This is a genomic window from Ktedonospora formicarum (assembly GCF_016587355.1).
GTDB lineage: Bacteria > Chloroflexota > Ktedonobacteria > Ktedonobacterales > Ktedonobacteraceae > Ktedonobacter > Ktedonobacter formicarum.
Window position 1 is genome coordinate 1,497,215 of the sequence record NZ_BNJF01000002.1, and the last position, 21,539, is coordinate 1,518,753.

Consider the following 21,539-nt stretch of genomic DNA (forward strand, 5'->3'; position numbering starts at 1 on the left):
TACAGGACAAATCGAGGTGATCGCAAGGCGGAAACTCCTCTTTCCTTTGGGACTGGGTATTTTCCTATGTATGCTTGTGTATACTTGCGAGATGTGGTACAACAGTAGGGATTTATCTGCTGGCTGCTTGGTAAGATCATGGTGTTCGACACCACAAGCATGCAGGCACACTGGCGACTGCTCCAGACAGTAAAGCGGCGTGGTGTCCTCTACGAAATGAGGCGGGTGAGAGTATGAGAAAGCCAGTGGTCCATGATCATTGCATATTCTCACGCCTGGGAGCCCACAGGCTCTGCCGGGCTATGCTTTCATAAGGCGCGTATCTAATCCCAGAGCGTGTATCAACTTCGAGCCCCGAGGAAGGGGTTAGAGTGTCACCCAAGTGGGGACGTATAAAGGAAGGGCTGGAAAGGGCGGTCGGCTGGCCGACCTTCAGCCTCGGCATGGGTCTGGCGGTGTGGGCGTTGATGTCTTCTTTGCCCGCAACCGACAAGAACTTCAGCATCGCCGCCGCGATGCTGGCAGGCTTCGCGGCTCCCATCACATGGGTCGCGCAGAGGGCCGATGACCCGAGCGGTAACTGGCGTAAGCGCCGGGGGCTGTACATGTCCCTGACGCTTCTCCCGCTGATGCTGGGAATCTCGTACGCCGTGGGAACATTCACTGCTCGGTCCTACGAGGAGGGAGGACTGCACAATCTCGTGCAGTTCTCCTCGGTCAGCAGTGTCTACACGGCGCTGACCGAGGTGGTCTTCGTCCTGCTCGCAACCGGTGGACTGGCGGTCAGCACCAGCGGAACGCCCGAGCTGACGGAGGCTGACGGAACGCTCGACCTGACGAAGGACGACCAGAAGGTCGGCGGAACGCCCGAGCCGACGGAGGCCGACCGGAAGGCCTGGCGGCGAGCGGTGTGGGCAACTACGGCATTCCTGGTCGTCTCCTACGGTGTGATCTTCGAGATCTGGTATAACCATTACCGGATTTCGCAGGCCTGGGCGACGATCATCCTGGTGGTCCAGATGATGGCCCACTTCATGCAGCTGGCTCTCGTCATCAGCTTCTGGCGGGTGCGGCCCTCCTCCTGGCGGAACCTTACGCGCCAGGAGATGTGGAAGAGCTGGCGGGCGTGGCAGGCCAGTGGGCCCGACACGTGGGCGAGTGTCCGAGATGCGGGCTTGACGGCCCTCATCTTCCGGCTAGGGGCCATATCGGTGGGGCTGCTCGCAACTGGTTCAGGAGGCGTGTTCCTCGTCGAGCTCACGGGGAACCTGCTGTTCCTGCCGCTCCCCTACGTGGTGAGCAGGAGCGGGGCCAGCGAGTCCCCGGTGGAGATGCTGCGCAGGGCGACACGGCGACTGCGTGGCAGGTACGCCAAGGGATAAGGATGCGCGAGGCGGGTGCCGCACACGAGAGTGTGTGGTACCCGCCTCCTGCCTTTTTGACCCACACAAGTTTCTGCCTTCTATGTGTTCTTCCCTGCTCTGGAAGTAGTTGGTGTTATACAGGGCTTTGTGACTACTTCTTTCCCTACGTGCCTGGACATTTTTAATTTTCCTATGCTATACTGACAAAAATGCATATATAAATTAAAATAGTATAAGTATGTGATAGGAGTAAAAAGCGCCAGCAGAGAGACTGAACAGATTTGCTTTAGGTCTCTATTGATGACTATTTTCGCGACCACCCGATTTCTCCTTTTTTCCCCAGCAACAAACTCCACTCAAATTCAATCTAACCATGATCGTACTCAATGCGAACAGATAAATGCTTAAGATGAGCGTAGCATCCTATGTATGTTGAAAGCCTTCATTTTATACGGAAGGAGGATTCTTTTAGCGGTATGGAGCAAAGAGACCATTCAGAAAACCTCTCCAATGAGAGTATTATGCATCGCTGGAAGGATCAGAGTCCTTTTCATCATGTACCCGAAACGTGGCAGATTGGTGATCGTATCCTCCAGGAGTATGAAGTGATGGGCCTGCTGGGAAACGGAAGAATGGGGGTTGTCCATAAAATACGCGATTACGCACGGAACTCCGATTTGGCGGTTAAAAGCCCCTTGCCAGGAATGTTTGCCAGCGAGGAAGACAAAGAAAATTTTGTACGTGAGGCTGAGACCTGGGTGCACCTGGAACCACATCCGAACATTGTGCTCTGTATGTATGTCCTGACTCTTGGTCACATTCCACGCATTTTTGCCGAATACGTTCAGGGAGGCACCCTCAAGGAGTGGATTCAGCGGCGCAAACTCTACAGGGGAGGGAAGACGAGCGCGCTGGCGCGGATACTCGATGTGTCTATTATGATGGCCCAGGGGATTTATGCCGCTCATGAACAGGGGGTAGTCCACCAGGACATTAAGCCTGCCAATGTGATGATGACAAAAGATGGTATAGCCAAAGTGACAGATTTTGGCTTAGCCAAAGCACGCGTATTGGCAAGCAGGGGAATGGAGCAGAGCGCCGAGCATAGTAGTCTGGTCACAGCTCAAGGATACACGTTATTTTATTGTTCCCCTGAGCAGTATGATGAGGAACCGTTGAGCCATAGGACAGACATCTGGAGCTGGGCTGTATCGGTCTTAGAGATGTTTGTTGGGGAAGTAACCTGGAGATCGGGAATCCTGGCATTGGAAGCTCTGGATGAGTTTAAGCCCCAGGACGCGTGTATTCCCGCGATGTCGCCTGAAATCAGAGAGGTGCTTAAACACTGTCTCCAGCAAAGACCGGAAGATCGCCCGTCCAGTATGTTACAGATCGCAAATGAATTGGAATTTATCTACCAGCGCGTGCCAGGCCATTCTTATCCGCGTACCGAGAAACACCACGGGAGCATTCCTCAATACCAGATTTTGACGAATCGAGCGAACTCACTCAACGAACTGGGAAAGTACGAAGAAGCCCTGGCAACCTATGAAGAGGTCATACGCCTAGACCCCAAAGGAGGGCGTATATACGGCAATAAGGGCGTTATACTGTTTCGACTTGAGCGCTATGGGGAGGCACTTGCCGCATTTGAAGAAAATTTACGCCTTGATCCTGAGTACGCGGAGGCATACTTTAACAAAGGAAAGACGTTAAAAGCACTCGAACGTCATGAGGAAGCCCTGGCGATGTTCGAGAAGGCGGCTAACCTTGATCACTTAGATGCCCGCAAGCCTTATCACATAGGTACTACGCTCTACACTCTCAATCGCTATGAGGAGGCACTGGTAGCGCTTGGGCAGAGTATTCAGCTTGATCCAGAGCCTGTGGATGCCTACGCCCTGCGAGGGGAAATTCTGTTTGAACTTGGTCGTTACGCAGAGTCTCTAGTAATGTTTGAACAGGCTCAGGCCCGCGACCCTGACAATGTTCTATATTCAGCCAGGCAAGGAGCTCTTCTTTTTTCGCTTGATCATTATGAGGAAGCATTGGAGGCTTTTGAGCGAAGCGGTCGTATTGGGCCAAACTTGACGGAGTTCTCTCTTATACAGGCGAGACTGCTGCAAAAACTTGGTCGTCATGAGGAAGCGCTTGCAATGTTTGAGCATATCCTCCGCCAGGACCCGAAGAATGCAGATGTCTATTTCAGCCAGGGGAGCCTGCTTGTTACCTTAAAACGCTATGAAGAGGCATTGGATGCATTAGACCAGTACAGACTCCTGCGCCCTGATGACATCGCTGCTTCTTGCGCCCGAGGAGAGGTATTAATGCTGCTCAATCGTCTTGAGGAGGCACTTGAAATATTCGAGCAGGTCATACGTAACCATCCAAATGATTCGCGCGCGCATGCGTTCAAAAAGAAGGTAGAGCTTGCTCTTGGTCGTCCTCATCAAGAAGTTACTGTTGAGAGGGATGTGTTGCAGTCGCATGTTGATAGCTTTGTGCTGCAAAAAGAAGTGCTGGAAGGGAAAAAATCATATGAGGACATCCTGTCCGAGCTTGATGAAGCCCTGCGTCTCGATTTTACGAACCCTTCCCATCATAATAATCGAGGTACGATCCTCTTTCTCCTCAAGCGTTACCAGGAAGCATTGGCAGAGTTTCAACTGATCCTCAATTTTCATCCCCACTACGCACTTGTGCACCAGAATAAAGGCCGAGTGCTGGTGGAGCTTCAATGTTATGAGGAAGCGTTAGCGGCGTATGAAGAGGCACAGCGTCTTGATCCTACCATTGCTGAGACCTATCTGAATCAAGGGGAGCTCCTGTGTCGATTAGAGCGCTATGAAGAGGCCCTGGCGACGTTTCAACATGGCGTGCAGCTTGAAACGTCCGACGCCCAGCTCTATTATAATTTAGGTGCCTTGTTGAGAATGTTTGAGAGAGACGATGAGGCCATCAATATCTACAAGCGGATGCAAGAGAAGTGTCCCGATTCCGCCGAACCTTATTTCTTACAAGGAGATATTCTCTATGATCTGGAGCGCTACGAGGAAGCACTTCTAACCATTGAACAGGCCCTTTACGTTGAACCCAATCATCCTACCGTTCACCTGGCTCATAGTGAATATCTCTATGCTTTGGAACGCTATGAGGAGGCATTGACAGCAGTCGAGCAAGCTATTCGCCTTGAACCCAGCTATCTCGCAGCCTATCTTGATCAGGGCCAGTTTCTCTTTACGCTCAGACGCTATGAGGAGGCACTAGCAACGGTTGAGCAGGCAATTCGTCTTGATCCTGAGAATGTGCCTGCTCGCCTTCTGAAAGATGGCATACAAGCTACGAGGGACAGTGGTAAGCACCCGGAACGGAAGCGAGGCATTCTTCTTGTCAGTCATTTGGAGGTCTTGCCAGATGACATATTGGAGTCCTTTGAGCAAAGTAAGGAAGATGTGCAACTTGTTCACAGTCGTATTGAACATTTAGTGGCACGAGGGAAGGACTTGTTTCAGCGCAAACAATTTATGGAAGCTCAGACCGCAGTTGAGCAAGCCATTGGACTTGATCCTGATAACGCGGAGGCTTACGAGTTAAAAAGCCGAGTTTTGGTGGCTCTTGGACATCAGAAAGCAGCGCTTGAAGCACTTGAGCAGGCAATTCGCCTGAATCCTTATTACACAGACTATGGCTTTTATGGTTTTCTTCTCCAAGAACAGGGACGACATAAAGAGGCTCTCAAAGCCTTTGAACATCATATTCATATTGATTCTGGTTTTGCCCCAGCCTATTATATGAAAGGCAAGCTTCTGCTTTCCCTCAAACGCTACGATAAAGCGTTAATTGCGTTTGAGCAAGCTATTCATCTTGATTCCAACATTGCAGAGTATCATCATGGCAAGGGCAAAGCACTACAGGCCTTAGGAAGAGGGAAGGCGGCTAAGGCTGCCTTCGCGAAAGCAAAAACAGGGAGGAAGCTCTTCGGATGATACAACTAAAGCTGACAGCAGGATCGAAGTACATAAAAAGAAATGAAGAACAGGCTATCAAGGACCTACAGCGCCTTCTCTCCCAGGAAAATGGATATATCCTTCCAGCGACATTTATTGGCAAGCAGACCATGGATCGTGAGATTGATGCGATCCTGCTGCTTCCAGATGCCATTTTCTTGCTTGACTTTAAAAATTGGCGGGGGCAGCGCATAGAAGTTGAGGGAAGCAATGGCAAGGTGAGACGCCTTATTGATGGCGTATGGAAAGATGAGCATAATACTTTGCCAAACTACCGGTATGCGGCCAAGGAATTAGGGGGACGCCTGAAAAAAGAGCGCAACTGGCTGCCTGTGGTTCCACCTGTTTATGCCGCTCTTGTCTTTACGAGTATCGGCCTTGATTCGCGCCCCCAGGTCTCATATGTGGGAGGGGACCCGCAAAGGCCACAGCCAGAAGGTGCCGCTGGCGCTTGCCGTCTTGAGCAGTTGCCCCAACTCATCGCGGCTTTCCGTGCAGCCAATCCCACGAAGAATATCCATCTCAACGCGATACAACAAGCAAAGGTTGCGAATATCCTTCTCTCAGAAGTGAAGGTAGCTGCCAAATCGCGTCAGCGCAGCATTGAAGGGTATCTACTTTTAAATGAGCATCACAACGATGCTTTTCTTGACTGTAAGATTTTTCTGGGTGAGGGAGAAGTATTCAAAGATCCAGTCTGGATCAAAGAATATGGGCAGGTATTGGCGTCACAAGACCAGCGCGTGAAACGAGAGCAATTGATTTTGCGCCATGCCGATGTCTTGACTCGCTTTGCCCACTATAAACATATCGTTGAGTATCGCACCGTAAAATCAACCGATGAAAATCTCTATGTCATCCTTGCGCGCAGGTCTGGAGCTTTTTTAAGTGAACTCCTCTCCGGAGAATTGTATAGGGCAACTTCAGAGGAAGAATTGAAACAAATTCCTTTTGATCTGGCGGCACGCATACATATCCTGGGAGGGCTACTGAACGCGTTAGAATATCTGACACAACAGTCAGGCTTTATGAAGAGCGCGTACCGGGATCTACGCCCAGATAGCATTTTTGTACAGATGAGTGAGGCGGAGCCAATTGCACAATTATTTAATTTTGATTGCACGAAAATACCGGGAAGCGGGACCAGATTGCATCATCTCAAAAAAGGAAAAGAGCGCGATAAGATGTGGGATGAATATGCCTCGCCGGAGCTAATTGAGTATGTCGAAAAGGAACAGAGTACGCCAGCAGCGCCAGTCAGCTTTAAAGGAGATGTGCGTAGCGATATTTATTCCTGGGGGATTATTGCCTGGGAACTGTTGACTGGGGAGCTACCATTCAAAAAAAGTGATGATAAGCTCATAGACAGACGTAGGCCTTGGCCGAATGAACTGGCCCCAGGACTGCGATTGGCAGAAAGTCGCCTGGAACCAGAAGCGATTCGCCTGATAGAGGCATGCCTTCTTCTTGACCCAATTCAGCGACCCGACTTGGCAACATTGAGAAGATATTTTCCCTAAATTTTAGCCATATGCTGGTAGAAAAGAAGGTGTGATTATCCCCAGGTTGTAGGTAACGCGACGCATCTTCTCCCATTCCAGAGCATCAAGCGAACCATCATTATTTCTGGCGTATTACCACATCTTGCGAACGAAACCTGTTGTGTTGTCAATGTTGGCGTGGTTGTATCACGTTGCTCGACATGTTGACTACACAGCAGTAGGCACCCTAACAGGGGGACAATTATGTACCAACGCAGTTTTCTACTATGGTGAGCCATTGAGGACGTGACTCCTGAAGCGTAGGGAATCAAGAGTGGGAGCACAAACATTGCTGAGAGTGTGACTATATGGGTGAGCCATATTAAATTTAGCATGATATTGTTGCGAGGTGCCTCTCTCGTCCGGTGGGAGGATTTTTCTCTCACCACATGTAACACAAAACGATCTTATAGGTATATGCTCATACGCTTAGAAATTCCGAACATTTCCACTGGGAAAGGGTATCTCTTCCCGTTCACCATGAAATTTCTAGAAGCGTTCTTCAAGCACTATCTATTATCGCTATATGCTGATCAAGGGAGTATATAGACACCAAGCGAACAAATAAAAATCCGCTCAAGAATTTGTGATTTGAAAAATTTGATTATTAAGGAGTAGCTACGCATCTAAAAACAGCCCCAACCAAGTTATTACCTTGTTGGTAGCTGTCAGGTGGTAGCGCGAGGGGCCCTATAGTAGTAGAGCCTTCCTTGGGTTTGAGGCGTAGGCAGCGCTAAAGAGTATTCACAAACGAATGAAAGCTAAGCCTGCCCACGGAAAGCGAACAGAATATAGAGAACTAAAAGGCATATTTGCACGATGAGTATAAGCCGCAACCTGTTGATGAAGGGGCGTTTGATCGTCTTATGCCGGAAATAATTTCGCGCAAAATATGCGGCAGGGGTGCCACCAGCAAATGCGAGTAATAATAAAACGTTCTCAGGAACTCTTTGCCATCTATTTTTGGCCGCATGCTTATCCAGGCCATAGACTACAAAAGTCACAATATTAAGTACAATAAAGTAAACAATAATTAACTTCAAGTTTGCCCTCGTCTCTTTTCGCAACATACAAGCAAAATCAGCCTTGCTTGTGTACCAATATCATATAACATCTTGCGAGGATGTAGAGATTGGGAAAGCTTGCCCCCGGTGTACTGGCGCTCGCTGATAGAGAGAATTTCTTCTCAAAAAGATAGACCCTGCCAATACATTCTCCTATTTTTAGGTAGAACATGTATTTGTCGTGCTATACTAGAAGGGCTTTTTTGGGGATAAGAGAAACATCCCTTTCTTCAGGACGGCCAGACCAGTGAATGATAAATGATGGAGTAGGATGCATGCCACTTTGGAATTTTTTTGTCGCAGTTATCTTGGGATTGGTTGAGGGGCTAACGGAATTTGCTCCAGTATCCTCGACTGGGCATATGGTTCTTGTTGATGATCTTTGGCTCCACTCGGAAGGGCTCTATTCGGTGGATGTCGCCAATACGTTTAAGGTTGTTATTCAGCTTGGGGCTATTCTGGCAGTGGTCATTATCTTTCGGCAACGTTTCCTCAATCTTCTTGGACTCGCACGCTTACAGCCGGAATTACAGGAGACGCTTCCTCTTGCAGCCGTCAAACCGGAATTGCAGGAAACGCTTCCTCTTGCAGCCGCCAAAGCCAGGGCTCTGGGAAAAACAAAGGTCTCTAAATTCGGGTGGGGGCATATTCTGGTTGGCCTGCTGCCTGCTGGCATTCTGGGATTTGCTTTTTCTGATTTTATTGACGAGCATCTTTTTTCGGTGCCAACGGTTCTGGGAGCCCTGGTCGTGGGTGCGCTTTTGATGGTTGCAGCAGACTGGTTTCGCCCACGTATTCCTACGGTTCCTACGATTGATAGCCTGACACTGCCAAAAGCATTTGTCATAGGAGTATTTCAGTGCCTCTCGCTCTGGCCCGGCTTCTCGCGCTCTGGAAGCACTATTTCCGCTGGCGTCTTGTTCGGTTTAAGCTATCAGGCGGCCTCAGATTTTTCGTTTTTGATGTCTGTGCCCATTATGCTGGCCGCCAGCGCGCTTTCCCTGGTAAAACACCTGGATACGCTGAATGCTCATACCTTGCCGTTTTTTGGGGTGGGCTTTGTGATCGCATTTGTCAGCGCTTTGATAGCAATCCATTTCTTCTTGAAGCTGATTGCAAAAGTCAAGCTGGTGCCCTTTGCCATATATCGCGTGCTGGTGGCTGTGATTCTCCTGATCGTGTTTTTTGCTCACTAACTGCTTCTTCGTGGTCTCTGAGGAGCGGTCTAGCGACCGCTCCTTTCAGTATATTGATGGTGTATGCAAGAAGATGCTGAAGCATATAGAACATGGCATCAATGATGGGAGTCTCATGTGAGGTCAATGAGGAATACAATGACGCTTCTGAGAGAGGTGCGACCCTCTTCAAGCCGCTTGATAGGATACTCCTGAGTATTTTCGGCAATGAAACGATGTGGGGCCACCCATGTGTGTTCTGCTGGAGTCTATCTCTTATCACAACGTCAGCTTTTCTCTTCGTCATCATTATACTTGTTTTGCCTCTCCACGATGTCATACTTTATTGGCTGCTAATTGAACATATGGCTGAAGCAACTCCTCTGATACTTGCCAGAGACGTTTTCGCACTGCCACATCATAGGAAAGCTTGGAGGAAGGGGTCTCCTTGCTCTTAGAGAAGTATTTCCCATTCACTCCCTCTACCTCAGGCGAGGTTGCCAGGTAGAGTGTCGTCTGTGCTCCTTTTTCCGGACTTGTTCCCACTAAATTATTGAACGCCCCAATGAGACGCACAAAGCCTTTCAAATTATCATTGAAATTGGTGGCGACTGCCCCTGGATGAAGTGCGTTCACAGTGATGCCCGTTCCTGTGAGTTGCTCTGCTAGTTCATAGGTGTAATAGAGTTGCGCTAGCTTGGTATCACCATAGACTCTTGAGGGGCTATACCGTCGTTCGCTTTGCAAATTTTCAAAATCGATTTTTCCAAGGGTATGCCCAGCGGAACTGACATTGATGATACGCGCCGGGACGCTGGCCTTGAGCGTATCCAGTAGTAGATGGGTAAGCAGGAAGGGAGCCAGGTAATTGGTGGCAAAGGCGTACTCAAAGCCGTCAGTTGTTACTTCTCGTTCACTTTTCAATCCTCCTGCATTATTGATCAATACGTGAAGCTGTGGGTATTTTTGCGTCACCTCACTGGCGGCGCGGCGTACCTGGGAAAACTCAGAGAGGTCGGCGACAATCAGGTCCACCTGTGCGTTTGCGCTCTCCGCTTTGATCTCTGCCTGTGTTGCTTCACCTTTTGCACGATTGCGGCAGATCATCACCACCGTCGCGCCCATTCTAGCCAGTCCTCTGGCCGTCGCTTTCCCAATCCCCGAAGTGCTCCCTGTCACCAGACACACTTTCCCTTGCATATTTATTGCTGCCATGATGAATATATCCTCCAATCTTGGAAACTGAAACACTTTACATCCACGATCTCGATGTGCGGATGAGAGAATGTCTACCATATTGAAAAACTGGTTCTGCCTCCGCTCGGTGATGCATGAGATCGTTTAAAGCCATGCTCATCTCTGTGGAGTCCAGAGAATGGTGTGAGGCTTTCACTACACAAGAGTTTTCACCAAGCTTGTGCCAGAACCAACACACTGCCAATTTCTTGGGAAGGCTGCTGTTGAAAGAATCTTTCTTTGCCTATTGTGGTTCATCAATATCTAGGCTGGTCAGTCAGCGCGAGAAGTGAGAGTGTGTCTTCCTGCCGCATCGGGCAGGTTTTCTTTTCATTCCTATGACAAAAGCAAACGAGGAAATGTGACCGATCATTGAGACACACTCCCAAACAATGCCTTTCGGCAGAGAAGATGCTTCTTTAGAGCCAGGTGCAATTTATCTCAAGAAGATAATCGGGTGAAATTTGAGGAATATGCAAGTAAGCTCTGCTTCTAGGATCATACGCGAGTCGCCATCCTTGCCTGGCAGGAGAGACTGATTTGCAGGGAGGAACGCTTTGCATGGGCAGGTCAAATGTCTTGCTCTCAACAGGACTTTAGACGCATCATAGGACGCTCTACTTATAGTACGCTTGGCAGGAGAGCGAATACGGAGGCGACAGACTCAGAAGAGCAGCCTCATGAGCAAAAAAGCTGAATACACTGTTTGGCAAGTTGAGATCGGATGAGCAGGTGAAAGCGTTGCCGATATCGATGGCATGTTGTCTTTCTGTCATTTAGAAAGGGAGAATCGAAAGGTGAAAACTATCTCGGGTGTTTTGGAGACCAGCAAGCAGAAACGCTCAGCACTATGGATTGGATACGCTGCATGTGCTTGGTCGTTGCTCTTCGCCATTGCCCATTTCTATTGGGGAATCGAGGCTGCTACCACGGGAATACTTACTGTCCCTACTGGCAATATACCTTTGGAGAGCGGCCCTGCTGTTGGGAGTGGAGTCATCTTCGCCTGGGTCGTGACTGTTGGCATCCTGTGTGTTCTGGGTGGGCTCATCATGTTATTTTGTCTGCAAGGCGATAAGATGTCCCGTAGTATGCAACTGGGGGCGACCGGAGTGGGGATAATAACGATGACAGCTTATGTGGCCTACAGCTTTACCGTCAATGGCTTCGTGTGGATCATAGCTCCGGGTGTTCTTTGTATGTTCGGAGCGGCAATTTCACTAGCGCTGGTCCAGCCCTGGGGGCGCTTCATTCCCCGTTGGCTGTTGCTTCTGCTTGCCTGGATTGGCGGTGTGATTATGATTATTCATGAACTCTATGGAGGGATTCTCCAGGGATTAGCAATAACAGGTATGATGAGCTGGCAGCAGGAGCATCTTCTAATAGGTGCACCTGTCACACAGGCTGCGCTCACGATGCAACAATTTATTACTCAAAATCTTATCTGGGGCACATGGTTTCTCCTCGGAGGCGTCCTATTTTGTGTCCTTGCCTGGCTGGCGCGCTCATCGCTCGATGAGCGCTAAAGCTGGATGAGTAGCAGAAAGTGTGGATCTGCTTGCCCTAGATGAGCAGAAAAAAATTGTAATGCCTTGGGGTCATAAACGACGACCAAAATTCTGGCTTGGGGATAAAAGCTACTTATCTCTTGATGTATAGTTTGCCTGTTTTGAAGAAGGAAGGTGGATGAATATTCCACTATCAGTTCTAACAAATTGATTGATGTTTGCTCCTGCGTATCGCTTTCAGCTTTTATTATCTCCGTCATTGACAAGACTCTATCTTATTTATTATACTTTTCTTTATTGATTAAAATAAAATTTATCAATATATAGAAAGTTGATCATAACGAGGGAGTCGCCAATGCGAGATGTGCTTGTTCTGGAGACGCCCGAGCAGATTCGTGCCCTTGCCCATCCATTGCGGCAGCGTGTGCTCGGCCTGTTAACCAACGCACCTTACACCAACAAACAGCTAGCTGAGATGCTGCAAATCTCGCCGCCACGCATGCATTTCCATGTGCGTGAGTTGCAGTCGGCGGGGATGATTGAGATTGTCTCCCAGAAGCCCAAAGGCGGCGTGATCGAGAAATATTATCGTGCCGTGGCGCGTGTGGTACGCCTCGCGCCAGAGACAAAAGAAACAGCAAGAGATCAGGAATTGGTGGAGAGTACACTGGAGGCTCTGCGCCAGGAGTATATCAGGGCAAGCGCTTACTTTCAAGAACCGATACCAGGAACGAAGTTCACGCATGAGCTGGTAAGGCTCTCAGAGGATCGACTAGCACGTATCCAGGAATTGCTTGATGCTGTGGGTCGTGAGATCTATCAGGCGTTGGAAGATCCAGAGCGAGATACCTACGAACAATTCGTTGCCGTTAGCTACCTCCTTCATAGGGTGCCAGAAACCCACAGGGAGCATGATGTCCCATGATGAAACAGTTGAGCCTTACTCGTATGATCGTCCCTTTGAGTGACCGGGATTTTCGTCTGCTGTGGATTGGGCAGACTGTCTCCGCGCTGGGCAACTCCTTCCAGGTGGTTGCCGTAACTTGGCTGGTGCTGCAACAGTTGAAGGGCTCGCCACTTGATCTGGCGCTGGCAATGTTGGCCCTGTCAGTTCCCAGAATTCCTCTGACCATCGCCGGAGGAGTCATTACCGATAGGCTTGATCCACGTACAGTCATGTTCTGGTCTGATGCCACACGTGCGATAACTTCGGGTGCGCTTGGTCTAATGGCACTCACTGGTTATGTGCCGCTCTGGTTGCTGTGTGTACTTCTCAGCATTCACAGTGTGGCAACAGGCATCTTCGATCCAGCGGCAGGTAGCATTCCCCCTCATCTGTTGCCTCGTGAGCAACTCGATGGCGCGAATTCGCTGATGGCCTTGATCTCGCAGTTGGGAACGTTGATCGGTGCGCTGCCAGCAGGTCTCGTAGTGGCAACATTTGGCACAGCGGCGGCTTTTGGTATCAATGCTCTCTCTTTCGTCATCGCGGTACTGGCGGCGTGGCTCATGGCCCCACTGGCACGTGCTCTACAGGAGACAAAAAAGTCGTTGCTACATGATGCGCGCGAAGGGGTGCGCTATGTTATGAGCTTCCCCTGGCTGATTGCATTATTGCTGATAGACACTTGCGCAGCGTTAGCGGCGACGGGCCCTATCTCTGTCGGCCTGCCGCTGATTGCTCGGGATGTACTACACATTGGGGCAGAGGGGTACAGCCTGTTGCTATGGAGCTTAGGTCTTGGTTCAGTGCTTGGGTTCATTGTATCCGGCATCTACAGCCCGACTCGGGCGCGGGGGCGCTTCTTCTGTCTGGTACAGATTCTGGAGGCACCACTACTAATTGGGATTGCTTTCATACCACTACCTCTGATGATGTTCTGCCTGGCGGGTGTGGGCCTGCTCAATGGAATGCTGCTCGTGCTGTTCCTCACGCTCATCCAGACCAACGTGGCAAAGGAGATGCTGGGCAGGGTGATGAGTTTTGTCATGCTAGCGAGTGTTGGTTTTGCGCCACTTTCACTCTACGGCTCTGGTGCCATCGCTAGCGCCTGGGGAACTCAGACATTGTTTCTTGCCGCTGGCGCGCTCACCCTGGTAAGCGCAGCAGCAGGTTTATGTGTTCGGTGGCTGCGTGAGTTAAATTGAAGTAGGGAGAAGATGAAACATTGATTCTGGACTGCATGACTCTGGCTCTCAACATTCTGCTGCTCAAGATTGAGTGCAGCAGGGCACATGCTTCTGGAAAATTCGTTTTTCATCTAGCTTCTTTCACCGGGATTTTGTGCATTGGAGAGAGCAAAGGGATGATAATGATCTTGCTAAGCCCGAATTGGATTAGTTCGACAACACAGCCTTGACAGGATCATCTCTTCCTTTGTATAGTAGTGAAGTATTCGTTCGATTTTTTGGGAGGTTTTGATATCTATGCCAGTGTGCCGCTAACTCCACCCTGTTTCCCGCTCAAATAGGGAAACAGACGTTCCCATTCTTGTTTCCATCTATCGCGTGTCTCTCATCAGGCATGAGCGATCAGCTATTCTGTGTCTGATTCCTGCTCGTGTCCCTCTGGCAGAGCCTGCGCGAGATGATGGATAGTAATAGCGCAAGCAACGAGATGGTACGAGAGAGATATGGAGAAGCACGCGGCTCGCGAGGTGTCAGGCCTGGAACAGCGGCGAACGCATCGCCGATGTTCCCCGAAAGACCATACCATTAGCAGGTGGATGCCATTTTTTCCTCCATCGCGGCATTGCATGTTCAATCATGGTGCAAGCGATGACTCGCTTTCTCTTCTTCCTCTGGTCTCTCCCAATCGTTTCCTTGCGTATTGATACGATTGTGTTGTTTATTCTCTCAGAAAAAAGCAAGGAATACTTATCATGACAGAACATAAGCTTTCACTATTCCCCTTCTATGCGGGTTGGGGTCGATATACGCAGCGTCTTATCGCTGCCATCGCGCCTCTTACAGACGAGCAGCTTGCCTTGCGCCTCGCGCCGCAACACTGGTCGATTGGCATGTATGTGACGCATATTGTCGCGAATCGCGCCTGGTGGTTCCACGCACGGATGGGCGAAGGGAACGACGACCTGACCACCTTCGAATTATGGGCTTTGGGAGTTTGTGAGGCGGACGTGGACCCATGCCATACGGCGGCAGAACTGGTTGCCGGACTTGAGAAGACCTGGCAAATGATCGAGGAGACGCTTACCCGCCTGACCCCTGCTGATCTTGAGCAGACCTTTCCTCCTTTGGTTGAGGCGGAACGTGAGCGCCACGCGAATCTGGTAGAGCCAGCGCTCCAGCCATACGCCCAGATGTGGGTAGAGAGAGCGCGCCTGTCCGGAGAAGTGAGACCCGCAGTTTCGCTCCAGCAGATCATCTGGGGAGTGCTCGAACATGACATCCATCACGGCAGCGAAATCTCCACCATTCTCGGCGCACATGGCCTGCCAGTCGTCGATTTGGATTAAGAACAGAAGCGAATGAGCGTTTCCTTTTTTTATGAGTAGAGAGGTTGCGCATGATGTGGTCGCTGATATTCCAGGGACAACCTTGGAGTATCAGCGACCTTCCATGTGAGCATGGACAGAAAAAGGGTGAAGCCAGTCTAGGCTTTGCGCATATATGCCCTGACGGTCAGTGGCGCAAAAATCAGCACGATTGCCAGCGCGCCAAGTAGCGTCAGCCAAAATTCCTGGTCAATAGTGCCGCTACTTGCGAGCAGGCGTACTGCCGAGACGAGATGGGAGATGGGATTGAAGTTGACAAAGACCTGTAACCAGTCTGGTAAGGTCTTAGCCGGGACAAAGGCGTTCGAGAGGAAGGTGAGTGGAAAGAGAACCATCATTGAGATTCCTTGCACACTCGATGCCGTTCGGGCGATCACACCGAAGAAAGCGAAAATCCAGCTGATGCACCAGGCTGCCCCCATCACCAGCACCCCACCGATTGCTATGCCAAGCAACTCGGGTCGGTAACCCATGATGTAGCCCATGACAATCGTCAGCACAGTCGCAATCCCATACCGAATCATGTCAGCGAGGAGCGCGCCTGCCAGCGGTGAGATGCGTGCGATGGGTAAAGTACGGAAACGGTTAAACACTCCTTTGTCCATATCTTCACGTAGTTGCACACCCGTAACAATCGAGGTGGAAATCACAGTTTGGACCAAAATGCCTGGAATAATGATTGGAAGATAGCTTTGAACATCGCCGGCAATCGCCCCACCAAAGATGTAGGTAAACATCAAGGTAAAGAGGATTGGCTGCACAGTCACGTCAAAGAACTGTTCAGGTGTGCGGCGCATTTTGCACACACCGCGATACGCCATCACCATCGAGTTACTGATGGACTGCCGCAAGCTGACATGATTTTTCAGGTGGCGTTCTGCTATGGAGGTGATGGCCTGGGAATCCTTCATTGGCTGGATATCCCTCATGGTTTGAGTGCTACTCATCGTCTGCATCCTTCTCTTTGGTATCGTGTCCGGTAAGTGTTAAGAAGACTTCGTCAAGTGTTGGTTTCTGGACGCTCATTTCGCTGAGGTGAATGCCTGCATTCCTGAGGGCGACCAGCACATCAGTGACTTTATCAGCGTTCCCCATTGGCGCACTCAAGCTTCCTGTCATCGGTGAGCACGTCGCTTTGACTCCAAGGTGGGCCTCGACAATTTGTTGCGCCTGTGGGAGCTGAAGATCATTCTGTATGCGTACCTGCAATGCCGCCGTGCCAACCGATTTTTTCAGTTCATCGGGTGTCCCCTCAGCTACTACCTTGCCTTTGTCGATCACCGCAATGCGATCAGCAAGCTGGTCTGCTTCATCGAGGTATTGGGTGGTCAGGAGGACGGTTGAGCCGGTATCGACCAAACGACGAATGGTTAACCACATCTGCGCGCGAGTACGCGGGTCAAGGCCGGTGGTTGGCTCGTCCAGAAAAAGCAGTGGTGGTTGCGCAATGAGGCTGGCTGCAAGATCAAGCCGACGACGCATCCCACCCGAAAACTTTGCCAGGGGGCGTTTTGCTGCTTCAGTCAGACCAAACTCCTCTAAAAGTTCAGCGGCTTTTTGCTTTGCCGCAGCTTTGTTCAGGCCGAGCAGCCGGGAAAAGATGATGAGGTTTTCGGTTGCGGAGAGTGCTTCATCGACCGAAGCATACTGACCAGTCACGCCAATAAGCTGGCGTACGATCTGCGGTTCTTTCTCAACACTGTGTCCAAAGATGGTGGCGGTGCCCTCGTCGGGCCGAAGCAAGGTTGCCAACATGTTAATAGTTGTGGTCTTCCCAGCGCCATTGGGGCCAAGGACGCCATAAATACTGCCAGCTGGTACGTGTAGATCAATGCCGTCAACGGCCCGATTATCGCCAAAGACTTTGACCAGTCCGCGTGCGTCAATGGCAAGTTCCGGAGTCTGTTGTGCCATATTGCGTCTATCCTTTAAATGTGTTTCATATATCCATCATGATAGGTATACAAGTGTTAGTGCCATGCGATGAGTTTGGGATAATTCATGTTCAACCAACTGGTGCCTATTGATGGATTGCTTCTGGTGATCTGCGTATGCAGGCCACAGCCAGGGTGTTAGATCATTTCCTGTGGGTTAGCCTTGAGGGATGCTTGCGGTCCGCCCAGTGGTTTGACTCTCAGAACGGTTCCCTTTTCTATCGAAAGCAACCCTCTTCTCTCCATAACGATATATCGTTATTATTTATATTAACGATATATCGTTATGTTGCCAAGCCTGAGTTTGGACTTGCCCACAGTTAGAACCAATACCCGGAATAGCCTGCTGCGTCTGCCTATAGAGAAGAAAATTGATGAAAGAAGAAAAGAGGGAGTGGCCTTTGCTTAGGCTCTGGTATGGATTATGTAATTCCTATAGTCTAGAAGGTGAAGGAGAGGTAGATGTGATATGGGAAAATACATGCAAGGTTATGATCAAGCGCCTGTCAAAGCAATCGCGAGTGGCATCACTACGATCATCATAAGCGTAGTCAAGAGCTATTTGTCATTATCGAGGCACCAGCGTGGTCTTGACCTGCAAATGTGGGGAAGATAAACTTGAAAGAGGAGATTTCTGCCAGGAAAGGGGAGAGTATGTAAAAGATGTAAAGGACCTGCGCGAAAATCCTTCCTACAAATATAAGATATTGTGAAAAAGGAGTATCTTGAGTATCTCGAATAAGGCGAAGGTTGGGTGATGTCTTTGCTTACACCTGATCAATTAGGTGGGGTGAGAAATGATCCAGCTGGTGGATAAATGGCGTTTGATTAAACAGAGCGTAACAAGTTCAGCTCTAGGGCTGTTGGAGAGAAGCGACACAAGAGAAATGAGAGGTTATAATTTATCCCAATGGCTACTATGAATAATGAGGAATCAGGTCGCCGCCGTGAGTCATTCGACTTGGTTGCCGAATACTACAATATGTACCGTTCACAGTACCCGCAGGTGGTGGTTGATACGATCATTGTGTTATCCAATCTTCACAAGGGAAGCAGAGCTCTTGAGATCGGCTGTGGAACAGGACAGCTCAGTGTTCCCTTGGCCCAACACGGTATAGATCTGCTGGCTCTAGAACTTGGCCCCCATCTGGCAGCTTTCGCAATACAGAACCTCAAACAGTTTCCCAACGCGCAAGTTAAAGTGAGTTCGTTTGAAGCGTGGCCCCTGTTTTCACAGCAGTTTAATGCAGTCATTAGTGCAAGTGCCTTCCACTGGATCGATCTTAATGTCCGATTCTCAAAGCCTGCTGAGGCTCTCTCCCCAGGAGGATTCCTGACGATCCTTCACGTTCACCACGTGAGAGGAGGCACGCCTGGTTTTATTGCAGATACACAGCCTTTTTACCTGAAATGGGGGCTGAGCAACGACCCGTCATTTCAGCCACCAGCACCTGATAATGTTCCGACAATGTACCCAGAGCTAGCCCAGTTACCTATGTTTCGTTCAGTCGAACGTCGCTATTTCGAAATCCCCATGAAGCATTCAACCGCCTCTTATATAGGCTGGTTGCATACCGACTCCTTGGTCAATAGCATCAACGACCAGTCTCGGCATGGCTTCCTCCAAGATATCGAACGCCTGATTGAATCGAAATACAACGGGGAAGTTGTCCGAAACTTCGTCTATGAAGTCATTGTCGCTCAAAGAGCTTCGTAGGTGGCTGTTTCAGTTTGCGCTCATTTGATTATGGGCAAGGTAAACCAGAAGGTGGAACCCTTCCCAGGTATGCTCTCAACACCTACTTCTCCGTGGTGTTGATCAATGAGTGTACGACAAATATATAAACCCAGGCCCAATCCCTTCCCTGAGCCATTCTGAGCTGGTACTCCCTTGACCTGGTAGAAGCGCTGCCATAGTTCCTTTTGAGCCTCCTTAGTGATGCCTGGCCCCTGGTCTCGCACCCAAACACGAGCCATGCCCTTCTGAATGGTTAGTCCAATGTGGATTGGCTGATCTGCGCTCGAATAGCGGATTGCGTTGGTGAGATAGTTTGTTACTACCTGACCAATCCGAGCTCGGTCGGCATGTACCATGACCGTGGTGTGCTCTGGCAAGTCGAGCTGGAGCTTGTGCTCTGGCGCGACCATCCGCACATTCTCAACAGTTTCGCGCACGATTGAGGTCAGTTCACAGTGCTCCAATGAGATTTCCAGAGTATTCGCCGAGATTCGTGAGACATCCAACAGATCATTGATCAGATGTGTCTGAACATCTACTAGTTGGACGCTGGCTGCCAGACGTTCCATAAGATCATCGAAGAAAGCTCTCATTTCGGGGGACAGATTGTCGATTTGAGTGCCCAGGCGTTTTGCTCGTCGTTGCAGCAATTGGAATGTGCCTTTAAGCGCTGCCAGTGGGGTTTTCAACTCGTGGCTGGTCATGCCGAGCATGAGGTCTTTTTGTCGTTCGATTTCTTTGCGGGCGGTCAAGTCTAAAACGAAAGCAATCAGTAACGGGGAAGCGCCTTCCTGGCGGAAGAGTGTGCCCCCAATCAGTACAGGTACTCGTTTACCATCTTTTGTGATATAGTCTTTTTCAAAAGGCCGAAAACGGTTGGTTGCGAGCATTTCCTCTACTGTCTGAATGGAGAGCGCCCGATCTTCAGGGACCGTCATCGTTATCCAGTTCATTCTTCCAGCTTTCAGGTCCTCATGGGTATAGCCTAAAAGCGAGAGGAAGGCATCGTTCGCTTCGTAAATAGTTCCTGTCAAGTCAGACACGATGATTCCAATGATATTGGACTCCACAAGCCCACGAAAGCGCATTTCGCTTTCCCGCAATGCTTCTTCTCCGCGTTTGCGCTCGGTGATGTCTTGCATATAAATCGAGAGTCCATTCTGCGTCGGGTACACATGCACTTCAACCCATCTCTGGGAGGTTGGATGAAGGGCTTCAAAGTGCATTGTCTGCTTCATCACCATTGCTGCACGATAATAGTGTTCAAAAGGTGTGCCAAGAAGATCAGGTGTCACATCCCACAGAATTTTGCCCTGCACCATTTCCCGGCTACTTCCTGTCAACTCCTCAGCTTTTTGATTCATATACGTAAAGCGCCACTCTGGATCGACAGACCAAAAATGATCGGTAATACTCTCAAGAATGGTGGTGACCTGTTCTTCAGCCTGCTTCAGTTCCGTGATATTAATGACGGCTCCGAGCACGTGGACTGGGTAGCCTTGCGCATCAGTGATGACTTGACCTCTATCTGAGATCCAATGGATGCTTCCATCAGGCCAGCGAATGCGGTACTCAATCTGATACTCTGCACGTTCATTTATCACATCTGCCAGGAATTGGTCGACTGGTTCACGATCCTCAGGGGACAATGTTTCCAGGAAGCCCTTATAGTTAAGTGGAAGATCAGGCGACACACCTAAAATCGCTTTCCCCTGGTCCGTACAATTAATCTGATTTGTGATCAGATCCCAATCCCACATACCCACCCCCGAAGCTTTGAGGGCAAGTTGCACCCCTGCTTCACTCATCTGACCTCTCTGTTCTTGCCCGGTGATATCTGTTCCACAGACGATGACCTCAAGGATAGATCCATCAGACTCGCGCACAGGAATCGCCCGCAGATCTACCAGGCAGTAGGTCCCATCATATCGACGAATGTGGCACTCTCTCCTCGTGGTAGAGCCAGTGGAGGCGGCTTGGGTCACAGCTTCTGCTATCAGAAGCTGGTCAGCGGGATGCAGTGCATCCCGCCATCCTCGTCCAAAATACTCGTGTTCTTGCTGACCAGTAAAGGTTTGCCAACTGGGGCAGCGTTCTTGCATTGAGCCATCTAGGGTTACTATCCAAAAGATATCGGCATCTTCTTGCATGATAGCCAGAAAACGATTCTCAGGTGCTTCATATCTTTGATGTGGTTGATTTCTCTCTTCTGGCTGATGGGAATGAGATACAGACATCGGATTGCCCTCCTCCTCGCATGTCCCAGGGCCATTGAAAACGCCACTTTTCTCCTTACTGTACGTTCATCAGAGCATAAGGGTCTGGGATGGTGTGGAATTGGGAGCACTTTTCCACATGCAATGAGCTCTGTGAGACGGATAGAGTATGTGATGATTACTTGCTATCATAATAGTGTAGATTAGGTGGTCAAAGTCAAGCACATCATTGCTTATTTTT

The 21,539-nt window shown here is 49.8% G+C and carries 14 protein-coding genes; 9 read left to right on the forward strand and 5 right to left on the reverse strand.

Features of this window, described 5'->3' with window-relative positions; translation table 11 throughout:
• Window positions 1-371: 371 nt before the first annotated feature.
• From K3T82_RS25320 to K3T82_RS25330, 3 genes are all read left to right on the forward strand, one after another.
• A complete protein-coding gene (locus K3T82_RS25320) occupies window positions 372-1,382 on the forward strand; it encodes a hypothetical protein (protein WP_220196331.1) in 1,011 nt (336 codons plus the stop codon).
• Between the two features lie 503 nt (window positions 1,383-1,885).
• A complete protein-coding gene (locus tag K3T82_RS25325) occupies window positions 1,886-5,350 on the forward strand; it encodes a tetratricopeptide repeat protein (RefSeq protein WP_220196332.1) in 3,465 nt (1,154 codons plus the stop codon).
• Window positions 5,347-6,891, forward strand: a complete 1,545-nt coding sequence (locus K3T82_RS25330; protein WP_220196333.1) for an NERD domain-containing protein kinase family protein — start codon at window positions 5,347-5,349, stop codon at window positions 6,889-6,891. Before K3T82_RS25325 ends, K3T82_RS25330 begins: the two co-directional genes overlap by 4 nt.
• Window positions 6,892-7,673: 782 nt before the next feature.
• On the opposite strand, the gene K3T82_RS50020 is transcribed toward K3T82_RS25330, so the two are convergent.
• Window positions 7,674-7,982, reverse strand: coding sequence for a DUF1294 domain-containing protein (locus K3T82_RS50020; RefSeq protein ID WP_420799322.1), 309 nt, complete (start codon window positions 7,980-7,982; stop codon window positions 7,674-7,676).
• A 269-nt stretch (window positions 7,983-8,251) separates the two neighbouring features.
• Here K3T82_RS50020 and K3T82_RS25340 point away from each other — a divergent pair, with 269 nt between their 5' ends.
• The gene (locus tag K3T82_RS25340) at window positions 8,252-9,172 is read left to right on the forward strand and encodes an undecaprenyl-diphosphate phosphatase (protein WP_220196335.1); all 921 of its coding nucleotides are present in this window, start codon (window positions 8,252-8,254) and stop codon (window positions 9,170-9,172) included.
• 315 nt (window positions 9,173-9,487) lie between these two features.
• Here the strand turns inward: K3T82_RS25340 and K3T82_RS25345 are convergent, their stop codons facing one another.
• Window positions 9,488-10,366, reverse strand: coding sequence for an SDR family oxidoreductase (locus K3T82_RS25345; protein ID WP_220196336.1), 879 nt, complete (start codon window positions 10,364-10,366; stop codon window positions 9,488-9,490).
• 818 nt (window positions 10,367-11,184) lie between these two features.
• On the opposite strand from K3T82_RS25345, the gene K3T82_RS25350 reads away from it, so the two are divergent.
• The 4 genes from K3T82_RS25350 to K3T82_RS25365 all read left to right on the forward strand — a co-directional run bounded on the left by K3T82_RS25350 (window position 11,185) and on the right by K3T82_RS25365 (window position 15,371).
• On the forward strand, window positions 11,185-11,913 hold the full coding sequence (locus K3T82_RS25350) for a hypothetical protein (protein WP_220196337.1): 729 nt from the start codon (window positions 11,185-11,187) through the stop codon (window positions 11,911-11,913).
• A gap of 337 nt (window positions 11,914-12,250) precedes the next feature.
• The gene (locus tag K3T82_RS25355; RefSeq protein ID WP_220196338.1) at window positions 12,251-12,820 is read left to right on the forward strand and encodes an ArsR/SmtB family transcription factor; all 570 of its coding nucleotides are present in this window, start codon (window positions 12,251-12,253) and stop codon (window positions 12,818-12,820) included.
• Window positions 12,817-14,043, forward strand: coding sequence for an MFS transporter (locus K3T82_RS25360; protein WP_220196339.1), 1,227 nt, complete (start codon window positions 12,817-12,819; stop codon window positions 14,041-14,043). The genes K3T82_RS25355 and K3T82_RS25360 overlap by 4 nt, the downstream gene beginning before the upstream one ends.
• A gap of 734 nt (window positions 14,044-14,777) precedes the next feature.
• Complete coding sequence (locus K3T82_RS25365; protein ID WP_220196340.1) at window positions 14,778-15,371, forward strand: DinB family protein; 594 nt, start codon at window positions 14,778-14,780, stop codon at window positions 15,369-15,371.
• A gap of 137 nt (window positions 15,372-15,508) precedes the next feature.
• Here the strand turns inward: K3T82_RS25365 and K3T82_RS25370 are convergent, their stop codons facing one another.
• Together K3T82_RS25370 and K3T82_RS25375 are read right to left on the reverse strand one after the other, a co-directional pair.
• On the reverse strand, window positions 15,509-16,321 hold the full coding sequence (locus tag K3T82_RS25370) for an ABC transporter permease (RefSeq protein ID WP_420799340.1): 813 nt from the start codon (window positions 16,319-16,321) through the stop codon (window positions 15,509-15,511).
• A gap of 28 nt (window positions 16,322-16,349) precedes the next feature.
• Window positions 16,350-17,324 (reverse strand): ATP-binding cassette domain-containing protein, encoded by a 975-nt coding sequence (locus K3T82_RS25375; protein ID WP_220196342.1) that lies wholly within the window; start codon window positions 17,322-17,324, stop codon window positions 16,350-16,352.
• A gap of 930 nt (window positions 17,325-18,254) precedes the next feature.
• On the opposite strand from K3T82_RS25375, the gene K3T82_RS25380 reads away from it, so the two are divergent.
• On the forward strand, window positions 18,255-19,061 hold the full coding sequence (locus tag K3T82_RS25380) for a class I SAM-dependent methyltransferase (protein ID WP_220196343.1): 807 nt from the start codon (window positions 18,255-18,257) through the stop codon (window positions 19,059-19,061).
• A 20-nt stretch (window positions 19,062-19,081) separates the two neighbouring features.
• Here K3T82_RS25380 and K3T82_RS25385 read toward each other — a convergent pair whose 3' ends face one another.
• A complete protein-coding gene (locus tag K3T82_RS25385) occupies window positions 19,082-21,319 on the reverse strand; it encodes a PAS domain S-box protein (protein WP_220196344.1) in 2,238 nt (745 codons plus the stop codon).
• Window positions 21,320-21,539: the final 220 nt, after the last annotated feature.